The 13539-nt window shown below is 40.2% G+C and carries 10 protein-coding genes; 1 reads left to right on the top strand and 9 read right to left on the bottom strand.

Annotated elements, in window-relative coordinates; translation table 11 throughout:
• Positions 1–10: 10 nt before the first annotated feature.
• Both SCSH_RS04835 and SCSH_RS04830 read right to left on the bottom strand, forming a co-directional pair.
• Entirely contained in the window at positions 11–1312 is a 1302-nt protein-coding gene (locus SCSH_RS04835; RefSeq protein ID WP_082581950.1) for a thiolase family protein, read from the bottom strand.
• Positions 1313–1525: 213 nt separating this feature from the next.
• Positions 1526–1705, bottom strand: a complete 180-nt coding sequence (locus SCSH_RS04830; protein ID WP_057490763.1) for a hypothetical protein — start codon at positions 1703–1705, stop codon at positions 1526–1528.
• A gap of 118 nt (positions 1706–1823) precedes the next feature.
• On the opposite strand from SCSH_RS04830, the gene SCSH_RS04825 reads away from it, so the two are divergent.
• A complete protein-coding gene (locus tag SCSH_RS04825; RefSeq protein WP_057490762.1) occupies positions 1824–3416 on the top strand; it encodes a PucR family transcriptional regulator in 1593 nt (530 codons plus the stop codon).
• Positions 3417–3479: 63 nt separating this feature from the next.
• On the opposite strand, the gene SCSH_RS04820 is transcribed toward SCSH_RS04825, so the two are convergent.
• The 7 genes from SCSH_RS04820 to SCSH_RS04790 all read right to left on the bottom strand — a co-directional run bounded on the left by SCSH_RS04820 (position 3480) and on the right by SCSH_RS04790 (position 13291).
• A complete protein-coding gene (locus SCSH_RS04820) occupies positions 3480–5222 on the bottom strand; it encodes an FAD-dependent oxidoreductase (protein WP_057490761.1) in 1743 nt (580 codons plus the stop codon).
• 475 nt (positions 5223–5697) lie between these two features.
• The gene (locus SCSH_RS04815; protein ID WP_152972515.1) at positions 5698–6564 is read right to left on the bottom strand and encodes a hypothetical protein; all 867 of its coding nucleotides are present in this window, start codon (positions 6562–6564) and stop codon (positions 5698–5700) included.
• A 210-nt stretch (positions 6565–6774) separates the two neighbouring features.
• Positions 6775–8598 (bottom strand): FAD-dependent oxidoreductase, encoded by a 1824-nt coding sequence (locus SCSH_RS04810; RefSeq protein WP_057490759.1) that lies wholly within the window; start codon positions 8596–8598, stop codon positions 6775–6777.
• A gap of 36 nt (positions 8599–8634) precedes the next feature.
• On the bottom strand, positions 8635–9723 hold the full coding sequence (locus tag SCSH_RS04805) for an NAD(P)-dependent alcohol dehydrogenase (RefSeq protein ID WP_057490758.1): 1089 nt from the start codon (positions 9721–9723) through the stop codon (positions 8635–8637).
• Between the two features lie 240 nt (positions 9724–9963).
• Positions 9964–11205: an acyl-CoA thioester hydrolase/BAAT C-terminal domain-containing protein gene (locus SCSH_RS04800; protein WP_057490757.1), complete on the bottom strand. Its 1242-nt coding sequence runs from the start codon at positions 11203–11205 to the stop codon at positions 9964–9966.
• A 54-nt stretch (positions 11206–11259) separates the two neighbouring features.
• On the bottom strand, positions 11260–11724 hold the full coding sequence (locus SCSH_RS04795; protein WP_057490756.1) for a MarR family transcriptional regulator: 465 nt from the start codon (positions 11722–11724) through the stop codon (positions 11260–11262).
• A 505-nt stretch (positions 11725–12229) separates the two neighbouring features.
• Complete coding sequence (locus SCSH_RS04790; RefSeq protein WP_057490755.1) at positions 12230–13291, bottom strand: serine hydrolase; 1062 nt, start codon at positions 13289–13291, stop codon at positions 12230–12232.
• Between the last annotated feature and the right edge of the window lie 248 nt (positions 13292–13539).

Below are 13539 nucleotides of genomic sequence, written 5' to 3'. Positions count from 1 at the left end.
ACCTCACCTTTCATAACGTCCTTAAAATCGTTGCAGACAAATTCTGACCTCCGCCAAAACCGCGCAGCATAGTTGTTTTTGGCAGCTTTTTGACTTGACGCTCACCACATTCACCGCGCATTTGCTTAACAGCTTCGTAAACATCTGCCAAACCTGATGCTGCATGTGCATGACCGAAAGATGTCCGGCCACCATTGGTATTAATAGGCTTATCACCATCAAAGCGCGTACGGCCATCTAAAACATATTTATAGCCATCTTTTTGAGGAAGGTAACCTGCAATTTCAGCAGCATCCAAGTGTGAAGTAATGACAAAGTCATTAGCAAAGAACAGGTCAATTTCACTCGGTTTGACCCCTGTTAAGGCATAAACTTGGCGGCAGGCTTCACGCGTAGCTCGGCGTTCCAAATGCGGATTAGAAGCCTCTAGTGCTGAAGAACCAGTTCCTAAAATTTCGATTGGATGATCTGTGTACTTATAGGCCATCTCCGTTGGGCAGACAATCACGGCTGCAGCACCTTCACTGCGCTCTTCCAAACCGCTAACACGCATATAATCGCCAATTTTAGGATTAAAGGGCGAGTGCATGTACTGCATGGCATCAAGCATTCCTTTTTCTTTGGCAATGTCTTCATAAGTAGTCTGTAGTTTTGCTAAGGGATTCTTAGAGGCATTATAGCGATTATTGATGGCCATAGCACAAAGAACATCGTCCATTGTTTTCGCATCCAGCCTGTGATCACGCGCATAAAGTGCTGCTAAATCATCAAAAACTGTGTACATTCCGGCCTGCATGCCTCTTGTATAGGCACGATCGTAGATATATTTAAGCGAGGTATTAAATTCTTCCAAAGTAAATTCACGTCTCTTGTGGGCAGGCTGTCCTTCAACAGGCAAGCTTGCTCCCATATCAGCAGAGCCTGAAAGTACTATGTCATATTTACCAGAAGCAACCGCCAGAGCAGCAATTTCAAGAGCCAGATAACCCGTACAGCAGGCTTCTGAATGGTGCATAGAGCCTTTTCCCTTCATGCCAAACCAATTGGCTACCTGCATATTGGGCGTAATGTATTCTGACACAAAATTAGGATTGGCTTGACCGTGAAAATAATAGTCAATATCTTTAGGCTCAACACCAGCATCCTTCATTGCTTCAATCGCAGCATAACCAAACAATTCTCCTTCTGTTAAACCTTGGGTTTCAGGACTTCCCAGAATTTCCATGAATGGCGTGCAGCCGACACCAATAATTGATACACTTCTGCCATAAGGCTTTAAAGTTGTGCGGTTCATAACACCTTGACGTTCCATAATCTTACCCCTTTTTAATGATTTTCTTTGCTTTCTTAGATACCACTTAGCCTTTATCACCGAAACGATAATGGCAGGCAACTAAAAAATGGGCAGGCCTCATGTGATGATTGCTCTTTGACCTAAGGAATGGCTTTGAAATTTTAAGATAAAAATAATGCTGGTCACATTAATCAAGATTAATACCCTGTCATCCCTGACAGTCATACTTTCTTAGCGACTTCTTTTCCCCCAACTATCCAAGGGCAGAAAGCTTGCCAGAATCATAGCAATCGTAAAACCTTCAACGGTTGGAATAACAAAATTAAGAATTCCCAATAATTGTTTTAAAAGAAACAGCGAAACCATACTCAAAGCAACAGTCATCACAACATCAAATTTAAGTTTTGCCATCTCATCCCCCTTCACAATTTGATTATAAGTCTTCAATTTTATAATTATTTAGTATCATCTTACGAAAATATTAGAAAAGATGTTATAATTCTTGTAGAATACTACAAAGGTGATGGCCATGCGTTTAGATAATATTATTACAGCTTTAAGCAAGGAAAATATCCATATCGTCCAGTTTGGCAATCTGCAAATTAATATCAGAGATTTTCACGAATGCAGCTGGGAACAAGCTCTTAGCGAGCATTGCGCAGGAAAATTGTATATTATTCGGGAGCCCTTTTCTCAACAGCCAGCAGCCGTAAGAGAGGAAGAACTCACCTTGCTGTGCCTGCAGCCTGAAGAAAATATACTCGCTGAATTCTGCCAATATTTTCCTAATGCCACTATTATTTTGGTCGAAAACAATCAGATCCTTAAGCAGGTTACCAAAATCATCAAAAAACAGCTGCACATTAACTATGTGGCTCTTGAAAGGCTTGAAGAAGCCTATCATGCTGTTTTTTCCGGTGCTAATTTTCAAAATTTAACTGAAATTGGCAGTCGCATCTTTGGCAATCCTGTTTTTATTTTAGACAGTTTGGGCAATTATATTGCTTTTCCGCCGATTGATAAAAATGAAAGTCACATCATTCAGCAGGAAAGGCAGCGCGGCCATATTCTAAAAACTGATTTGGAACAGTTAAAACAATTAAAGATCGATCAAATTCTGCAGGAAACAGGCAAGCCTTACCTATTTGCAAATCCTATTTTAAAACACCGAACTCTGGTTGATTTTATTCGGCTCAATGGTACTGTACTTGGGCGTCTCATGGTTTATGAACAAAACCAGCCCATAACAGAGGAAGACATGATTGTCTTTATGCACTTTTCGCGCTTAATTGCTCTTGCTTTTACGCATGACCGCAACTATTTGATGAATAAGGAAGCCTCTTATTCCTATTTTCTTCAAGCCTTGGTTGACAGACATGATGCTAAGATTGCTGTTTCCAATCAGCAAATTGAAAAAATGAAATTAAATATACTCAACTACAAGCGCGTTCTAGTGATCTCTTTCATCGATCAAAAGACTAATGAAACCAACCGTCTGGTCATCGCACAGCAGCTTCAAAAACTGTTAAGCAATGCCTTATACATGTTTTATGAAAATAAATTAGTCTTTTTGGTATCAGGACAGCAGAAAAATTTTCTCCAAAAAAACACCGAAGAACTCTTTCAGTTTTGTAAAACGGCTAACCTGCATCTATCAACCAGCCATATCTTTTATGATTTTACATTGTTCAGGCAAATGTTTCAGCAGGCCAGTCAGGTTGATCAAATTGTTCAGAAATATCATTTACAGGGACACCTTTTTTCTTACCGCTACCTCAGCAGTCTCATCACTCTTGATCTGCATCGAACTAGCTACCCTGCCTTTATCCATCCGGATATTTTAAAGTTGCTGGAACATGATCAGGCTAAAAACAGTCAACTGCTAGCGACCTTAGCCCACTATATCTTATTTAATCAGGAAATTGACACCATTGCTCAGTGCATGTGGCTTCACGCCAATACTCTTCGTTATAGAATCAAGCAAATTAAGAAGATTTTGCAAAATGATTTAAAGGACTGGCTGCTTCTTAAAACCTACTACGATTCACTGGTCCAGCTCTTTCAGGTCGGAGATATCAGCAATCAAGACTGGATCCTTAAAAATGATCTAAATTATTTATAAAAACCCAAAATGGGACAGGCCTACATGACTGACTGCTAGTCAATAGGTCTGTCCCTAATTTTTTTATTCTTTTAAAAGCTCAGCCAGAGCTTGTCCTGCCATACGGCCTGAGTTGACCGCAAAGCCCATCGAGTTGCCTGGGAGCGTAAAGTTATAGCTATCTCCATAAATGGTATTGGCATCTGAACCCGCACTGTAAAGTCCTGGAATGACTTGGTCATCTTCTCCCAAGACCTGACAGTGAGCATTGATGCGCACACCGCCCATAGTACCATAAGCACCAACATAATATTTGCCCACCAGATAACCGCCTTCACCTGTTAAAGGATGCAGGAATTTTTCATCTTTGAAGAATTTTTCATCTACGCCCTGAGCACAGTAACGGTTGTAGTTATCTACTGTTTCTTGGAGTTTATCGAGCGGAATGGCCAGTTTATCAGCAAGTTCTGCAAGATTATCAGCAGTGATAATGGCTTCATAGCCATTTTCTTTAGCCTTGGCAATGTCTTGATCAATCATATGAAAGCCTTGAACAGGATGCACCAAATCAACAATATCCGGTCCCTTTTCTTGATAACTTTTTAGAATTTTTCGGTCCATAATGCAGTAAGCATAATGACCGGGCTGCAAATCAATAGCATTGCCTGCAAAGGTCGTATTACCCATCAAGCCTTCGTTCATAAAACGCTCACCGCGCTGATTGATCAAAAGATTAGGCTGGCGAAGAACACCGTCTGCAATCATGTATTCCAGATTATGCGGCAGCACAAAAATGATTTCAGAAGCCAGGCCAAATTTTTGAGCACCAGCCTTCCACATCATTTTAAGCCCTTCACCCGTGATACCAGGAACATTAAACGTATAGAAGTTTTCATTTAATTTGTAGCCAAATTCCTCTTCAATCATCTGAGGATTGGAGCCAAAACCACCTGTTGCCACGACAACGGCCTTAGCATGAGCAGTGATTTTCTGACCGTCCTTACTCCTTGCCTCTAGGCCTGTGACTTTGCCATTCTCAAGCAGCAAATCATCCACTGGCGTATTAAGATAGAAGCTTACTCCCAATTCTTTGGCACGCGCTGTTAAAGCCTTATTCATCGGCGCTGCGGCACCAGGACCAATTTTACCGTCATTATCGACAATATGCCAAGTGGCTTCTGATTCCTTGAAATAGCGGAAGGCACCGGCAAATTTAACCCCCATCTTTTGCAGCCAGTCAATGGTATCACTGGATAAACTGAAATAAGTCTCTACTAAATCGCTGTCCACACGATAGTGGGTGTATTCCATTTGTTTGGTCAAGGCTTCCTTGACAGAAATGTCATTAAACATCGACTTTTGAATTTTAGTATCAATCCCCAGCGGTCCCATTCCCATGTTGGCTGTACCGCCTGTCATTCCTTGCTTTTCAAAAACAGCAACCGATAACCCCCCTTCCGCAGCAGCAACAGCTGCAGCCAAACCTGCAGGGCCTGCGGCAACAACAGCAACATCCACGCTAATATCTCTGTCAGACAAATCCAGATTTTCTTTTAAGCCTGCTTTTTTCAGGGCATCTTTAACCGCATCCATAATAGCATGCGAAGACACGGTCGCACCACTGACAGCATCCACTTCTGTTGACTGGCTGGCAACAATACGTTCTGGAATAGTGCCGGCTGCCTTGTCCGGATAAGCAGGCGTTCCATGATCCCCTAAAACCCTAACTTCCTTAATTTTATGATCAAAAATTTCTACTTCAACATTATAGTCCCCATGCTGTCCTTGACCGCATCCCTTGTACTTACCATCTTTTAATACAGACATTGCTCTTCCTCCTGCATCAAATTAATTCTTTTAGTCAATGCCATCATATCACAGGGGAAAAACTATTCTTTTGTAATTTCTAATAAAATTACAGCAGCAATACAAATTTTTTTGTATTTTTTAACAAAAGCATATTTCCAATTTCTAAAAAAGAATGTTCCTATGTTTTTCCTGTCTGAAAAGCTGTTTGAAATAGTCTTTTCATGGAGGCAAGTCTTCTGTGATTCTTTCTAAACATCTTTTAAATCATTTTTTGCAAGTCGCCTTAATAACTGTCACCTAAAAACAGTTTCTAAAGACTGTACTGCTCTTTCAGCCGAAGTTTTTTGGGGGAACAAGGGTGATCAATCGGCGGCGCTATAATTGGTGGACTTTTAGCCGGATTTGCTGGATATTCTATTCACACCCCTATTTCTTGGTTATTATTTCTGTGAAGAATAATTAAGATTAAATCCAATGCTATCGCTTAAGCAACCTAATTCATGCCCTGAATAGCTACGGAAGCCGGTTTGGTCTTAACACTGATGTCATCAATCAGCCAAAAATAGAGACGGCTTCCATCATTCATAGTCAGCGGAATGACCTTCCTGCATTTTTTTCCTGCTACCGAAACATTTTCCATATTCGGGTAAGCAGAGCAGCCCCAGGTATAAACCGATTTAAATTCAGGAAATGCCTCCTTCTTTTTCAGAGATTCCTGCAAATCTGACCGCAGTGTCTTTTCATCGGAACGGTTCTTAGAAAAGGCGCACATCAGATTTCTCCTCCCAATATAGTAATATTTCCCATTCTTTTTATACATTTCGATGCTTTCCAATTTCGGGCATAAATAGAACTTATCCTTTGCCTGATAGGAGTCCTTTTTAACCGATTTTGGAGCAGGGGCGTAGAATATGACACAGGCCGAATCTTTGTTTTCAAAACGGTAGATTTCTTTGTAACTGTCGGAAGGCACCTTTACTTTTTTGAGAACATCTTCCAGCGTAGGATAGCCTTTGGCAAAAAAGTCTTTAGTATAAGTCATTGTTGCCTGATTATTGCCTTGGATAGGTTGTGCTGACAAGTCAGACTTCTTCATGTTCATAAACAGACTGCCGTAAACCATGGCATAAACAAGTACAGTAACTGCAATAAATGTTTTTGTCGCAATGAGCTTTGGATATTTCCGCAAGAGGACTATCATAAAAACCCATACTAAAATAAAAAGACAAATAAACAGTATTCTTTGAGCGTTCACCGTTCGTCCAAAATTGATGCTGACTGCCACACTTAATAACTGTAGGCCAATTATTAAAAAGGTCAGCCTCAGTACAGTGTGAACCTTGTGAGTTTTTTTCATCATAACCCCCAAAACTAAAAATGAAAACAATACTTAATTGTGATTTCGCAGAAAACGGTCTTATAGTCCCACTCTCTGCTAATAACTAGCAGAATCAGCACAACGATCTAGCATTTTGATTTTCAAAGGTATTAGTACCCCTCAGCCGCTGGTCCTAGCCTATTTGAAAGGAGGCCGAATTGTTATTCTGGCCTCCCTCTTTTTTCTTAGCTTCTACAATTCCTTGCTAATATAATCTTTAGCATTCATGGCAGCATGGCGGCCCGAATTGACATTGTGAGCGCAGGCTGAACCGCCCAAAGTTATCGTGTAAACACTCCGATACTGCATGGTGCTGTCCATTCCTGAGATATAAAGGCCAGGAATTCTATCAAAATGTTCATCAATGACTTCAAATTTTCGGTTGGAACCGACACCGCCGATACCAATCAGATTTGACGGATCAAGCCGGGCAATGTAAAACGGTCCTTCCTCAATCGGAATCAGCATGTCTGCATCTTTATTGAATTCTTCATCCTTACCTTGATGGCAATAGCTGTTGTAACGCTTCATGGTATCAATAAAGGTTTCCTTAGGAAGATTGAAGTGCTGAGCCAAATCTTCAATGCGATCCTCTTTATACAAAGAGTCGCCGTCATTTGTCCTAACAGCTTCCTGCAGAATTTCTCCGGCATTTTCAATACCTTCAGTAATCTGATCGTAAATAGCCTGATTAAAGATCTGATAGGTATTCTTGGTAGACTGAATGGCCATTCTTTGATAAAGCAGGTTGTACTTCTTGACATTTTCATTGACCAAGCGTACTCCTTCTTGATTAACCCAGACAACTGGGCCTCCTGAAGGCAAAGCCATAAAACCATTAATAGGATCAATGTAAAGGTGAACACCTTCATGCGGAAGAGCCATAATGTAGTTCATCATGAATTCTGGTGATTCCAAAAGCATGTCTTTGGCGCCCAGTGACATGGCCATCTTGTAGCCATCACCAGTATTACTTGGCATGGAGCAGTAATGAAGATTTTCAGTCTGCCAGCCTTGTTTGGCAATCAGTTCTTCACTGTGACCCACACCGCCTGTTGCAATCAAAGTTGCTTTGGCCTTGATTTTTAGAACCTTGTCCTTATTTTTAGCATAAGCTCCGCGGACTTTGCCATCCTCATAGATTAAAGCTTGAGCACTTGTTTCCAAAAGGAATTCAACTCCCAAATCATCGGCACATTTCTTCATGTAAGGAACATAACCAACGGAAGCAAAGCCGCCCTTATACCAGTGGAAAGTTGGAAATTGACAGGTGCCGTGATAATCGTCTACTGAAGTCAGCTGTACACCGTGATCCACCAGCCAATCAATATTATCAGCTGAATTATTAACCAAATCAACCCAGAAGGAGCCATCTACACGATACTGTCCAAGCTCGGCTTCCCGCGCAATGATTTCTTCTTTATTGGCGTGAATGCCTGCTGCCTTTTGCATCTTGGTATTAATACCAAAGATTCCTTCAACACCGCCGCCGTTTCCGGCTACAAAAGGCATTTTTTCAAGAACCGTTGTCTTTAAGCCAAGCTCTGCTGCCTGTACAGCTGCTGCCAGACCGGAAATCCCTGCTCCAATAATGAGAAAGTCCGTTTCCATTTCCTGATCAATTTTTTCAGGAACTGCACGCCATTCACTGTAATCATTCTGTGAAAGGTCAGCTTTTGCTGAAGGCTGCTCATCAGCTGTGCCCTTATTAGCTGCGGAATAATGAAAATCAGCCACATTTCCCCCAGCTTCAGTAATAACATCACCGACAGCTTTAACCAGACCTTTTGAGGTAGATGTAGCACCAGAAATCGCATCAACATCAAGTGTCTGCTCATCAATCATTTGCTTGGTTAAACGCTTGATAACCGTATCTTCTAAACTATCCGCAATAATATTTTTTTGAGGATTAATCGCTGTAATTTTATCATCTTTGATAACAACTTCATAAGGTGTTGTGTTGCCCTCATAACCTTGAGCAATTACCTGATAAGTTCCTGATTTTAACTGAGCCATGATAGTCAATCCCTTCAATATGATATAAAATAACTTTTAACCAATTTTAACGACTGGTTTAATCACAGAACCATTGGCAGAATCTGCAAAGGCTTGATTGATGTCTTCAAAATCATAACATTTAACTAGTTTGTCAATTGGGAAGCGACCTTGCTTATAGAAAGATACTAAGCGCGGAATAAACAGCTGTGGAACAGAGTCGCCCTCAACCACACCAATCAGAGATTTGCTGACAGACATAATTTCAGCGTGAATATCAATAGGCATCTCAGGTGTTAAGCCTACCACAGCCAGTGTTCCCATTGGAATTAAAGCCCGTAAGGCAGCACGCACAACAGATGGCACACCTGTGGTATCAAGTCCATATTCAGCACCGCCTCCTGTGATTTCCTTGATACGCTCTTCAATATCTTCTGTTTGACTGTTAATGGTATGAGTTGCACCAAGTTCCTTGGCCAAGGCCAAACGGTTATCATGGATATCCACCGCAATAATATTGGTACAGCCTGTTAATTTGGCTCCCATAATGGCGGATAAGCCTACAGCTCCCGCTCCGTAAATAACGATAGACGTTCCAAACTCAGGTTTCAAGCGATTTAAAACCGTGCCGCTGCCTGTTTGCAAACCGCATCCCAAACCTCCCAGTAAAGTGAGATCCACATCCTTATCCACCTTTACAACACTGGTTTCTTTGACAACGGAATAGGTGGCAAAAGAAGCTTGTCCAAAGAAAGTGGATAATTCTTGATTTCCCTGCCTTAAAGGCGTTGTCTGATCTGCAAAACGCCCGCCAAAATTTAAGGAGCCACTGCTGACACAATTAGCTGGATGCCCCTTTAGACAATTAACACAGTGATTACAGTAGGCAAACGATAAAACCACATGGTCACCCGGCTCAACACTTGTAACAAACTCACCCGTCTTTTCCACAATACCGGCACCTTCATGTCCCAGCACAACAGGATAAGGTGTCATGCCAATGTCTCTTCCCAAGGCATCTGTGTGACAAACACCGGTAGCTACGATTTTGACTAAAACTTCATCTTCCCTAGGTTCTCTCAGTTCTGCGTCTTCAATTCGCAAGGTTTCACCTTGCTGGTGTGTTACGACAGCTTTTATTTTCATAGACTTCACCTCCTACTAAATCATTATAAATGTGCGCTTTGTCAAATCGTTTTCCTTCTTTCTCCGCACATTTGTATACGTTTTCACATTAAGTTTATCATTTTAGTAATTATTACTCAATTAATAATCGCATGTCACAGGATTTTTTACATTGGAAAATTCATTCCCCGTTTTATCAACAGCCACCCCAAAATCCCTTCTTCAAAACAAGAAGGAGACAGCCGCCGGCACTATTTATCCTTAGCTGGTCTCCTCCTCTAAATATTTCTTGAAAAATGCAAGCGTCTTTTGCCAAGAATCATTCGTGTCAGACATGATTTTTTCGTTAGCTGTTTTTGGGTAACGGTGATTGGGCTGATAAGCGACTGTCATCATATGGCCGCAGTTTTCATAAATCTCGACCTGACAAGGATAGTTAAACTTTTTAGCCCGCAAGCGATTAGTTATAGCTATCGCAGAACCTGAAGCATCCCAAATTTCATCCTTCTTAGAAGCTATTATCAGCAAAGGTCCTCTAATTCTCTCAGCAGGAATTACAGCCTGTTCATTAACATGTTTTAGGCTTTTTTTAAAAATACAACGTCTCAAAAAATCTTTCCACAAGAAGGGGTAATAAGGAATTTCCTGACCTTGATAAGTCCAGGAAGAAGTCTTAGAATTACGCCATTTCTTAAGACCTTCTAAACAAAGGTAGGAAGGCGAATTAAGCACTAAACATTTAAAATCGGTGTAATAACTGGCAGCTAAAAGAGCAAATTCAGCTCCTTTTGAACGTCCGTAAAGTCCAAGGCGGCTGCTGTCTGCATAAGGTGAAGCTTTCAAATAATTTATGGCTTCCTTGACAATTTCAAGCGGAATTCGCTCCAAATAAGGTGTAAGGTCATTTAAGCCAAAATAAGCAAGAGCCAAGGCCGTAAAACCATGACTGGCCAAGAGCTGAGCAATATTTTGCGCCTTTTCAATTTGGCCATCGCTGCCGCTTAAAACAATAACAGCTGGCTGGTGTAGCTGAGTTTTATCATAGAAAAGCCGACCCTTGGCCTTAGAAAAATTCACATCTAAATAACTAATATGTGGAAGCTGATAATAGCGCCTGACCTCTGTCTCACCTAATAAAGATTGACCTCTAAAAACACTAATCTTACAATCATAAAAAGGATTTAAAGGAATATCCTGCAACTTCTTCTTTAATTTTTTCTTCTTACAGACTTTTGGCTGACTTTTAAAAAAGAGCTCCATAATAGACATATTACCTTTATGATTAGATTCTGATAAATCCAATATTCCCTTATCATCTGAATAAAACAAAGCCTCGGCCTGCCAAAGGGTTTCAGCAGATAGGTTCATCGGAGCATTAATATTATAATAGCTATCAAGACTCAATTTCACCTTCAGCTGACAGCAGGCAGGTAGCTTTTCAACGATAAGATCAAAAGGACTGTCGGCCAAATGATCTTGACTTTTTACTTTAAATGTAAGCATGTTCTCCCTTTCTGTATCAATATGTTAAGTTGCTTAACAATCGCTTTTAAAAAATTACCTTGGTAACCAAGGCAATTCTTGCCAAACTTGTTTCAAATCAGCCATCAGAGCTTCCAAATTCATTAAGAAATCTTGAGGATAAGCTTGTAAAACACCCATTACTTGCTTTTCAAGATAGGCATGCTGCTTTTGATGAAGCCGATAAATTTTCTGACCAGCAGACGTCAGAGAAAGTAAAATTTCCTGACGATTGCTTTTGTTAGGAATTTTGATCAAAAGCCCTTTGCCTTCTAATTTTGCAATCATTTGAGTAACGGCACTGCGAGAAATTCCTCGTAATTTTGCCAAGCCAACTAAATTGATAGGCTGGTTTTGAGCAATACTAACAAGAGTATGCACTTCTGCTGTGTTAAGAGAGACAGAATCCTTTATTAAATGCTGATTTTTTTCTAATTGGCTATAAGCTTCAAGAAAATCTTGAAATTTCTGATTAAAAGCAATAAGTGATTGTTTATCCATAGAAAACCTCTTTGTTAAGTATCTTAACAAACTTTCAAAAAAAGTCAAGATAGATCAGGTTGTAGACAAACTCTATAGTTATCATTTCATAAGTACACACATCTTAGGATAATATCAATTCATAATCTATAAGAAAAATAGGTGAATTGAACGAACCTGGCTCAGATACTTTCCGCTGTAGCAAAAACGCCAGAAATAAGTGATTTCTGGCGTTCGGAGATTTTGAGACTTGGGCTCAAAATCTAGGTATGAAATTCCAAAGGAAGTTGCTACCGTCCGCGCTACTTAAGGAAAGTATCATAACATAATAATTCTTTTGATAAAAATCGACTTTGTCTTCGATCTGTAGATTATAAATTGTTCTCACAGATAATTTCCTAAGTAATTTAATTTTCTATTCCTCCCAGGCATAATCTTGCTCTATTCAAATATTTAATAGTGGCTATCAGACCTATAAATGGCCAAAAAATAAACTTGACTGAACATATCAATCAAGTTTTATCTGTTAATTACGGTTGACGCGGTGCCATTCATTGATAACATAGGTAAGCTGACACAGCTGTGAATAGCCCACTCCATTGACCTCATCATTTTCAGGAGTTACACCACCCAGACCTGCTGTATAAAGTGCAATCAAATAAGGTGTTTGCTCATAGACAACAGCATCAATATTGAGTGCTTCACGGACATAACCCGGTTTTTGGCGGATGTCTATATCGGGAAGGTATGTTTCATAGTAAAGTCCCGGAAAAGACTGTCCCAAATAGTTAAGGATATCAGCGTATTTATCTTGATGTTTCCAAAGATGGTCCAGCACCTGAATGTAATAATCCGTCGTCGTTTTATTGCCATTTTGGTCAATTGTTTTAACATCACCTTTGGACTGACCATAGCGTTTGAACATAGAATAAACCTTGTCAAAACCACCAAGAGCCTTAGCCATAGCATAAGCAGGAGTATTTTCAGAGTAAATCAGCGAGTACTCCTGCATCTCAGGAATGGTCATATCATTGCCAAACTGATTGCGATAGGCCTGATATTCACCGACATATTCATAATCAAGGTCAGTAATGTCATAGGGAGTATCCATTGACAGCTTACCTTTTTCAACAGCATCAACAGCCAGCATGTTTAAAGGCAGTTTATAGGTTGACCCCGCAGTCATAGGCTGCGTCTCATTCATCGCAATGACTTCACCAGTCTTTGTATTTTTATAGGAAAAAGCAATACAAGAATGATCAATTCCCAGTTCATCCAGATAAGTCTGAACGACCTGAGGAAGAGTCAAATTGGCATAATCATAATGCAGACCAATAGCATCCATGGTTGCCGCATCAGCTTCCATGACAGCATGTTTTTCCTCGGCTGTCTTTTCAATAACCTGAGGTAGGGCCTTCTTTTTCTTGCCAGTATTCTTTGTCTCACTGGTTTCAGTGAAGTTAGTTAAAATGTTTTCCGATGAAGATGAATTTTGTTTCAGCCAATGCTTGGACTGGAAAAGTATGATACCAAGCAAAAAAGCTAAACCAAATATAAGTCCTGATACAATTAATTTTTTTCTATTCACAATTTTCTCCTGCCTCTACCATTATAAAGGACTAACAGCAGAATGACAAGACACATTAAAAATTTTAGCAATCCTATCTTTCTTGAAATGAAATTGAGACAGACATTTGAATTCCTAGCTCAGGCCATCAAAAAAGAGCAGAATTCCCTGCTCTCATATCTTATTAACGATTGCATTTGCATAGAGACGAGCAATGATACCCCACTCCTCAGTGTCATCAGCTAATTACTCGATGTCTCATGGAAAAT

This window comes from Streptococcus orisasini, from assembly GCF_001431045.1.
In the GTDB taxonomy this organism is placed as follows: domain Bacteria; phylum Bacillota; class Bacilli; order Lactobacillales; family Streptococcaceae; genus Streptococcus; species Streptococcus orisasini.
This window is presented reverse-complemented; position numbering and strand designations above follow the sequence as displayed.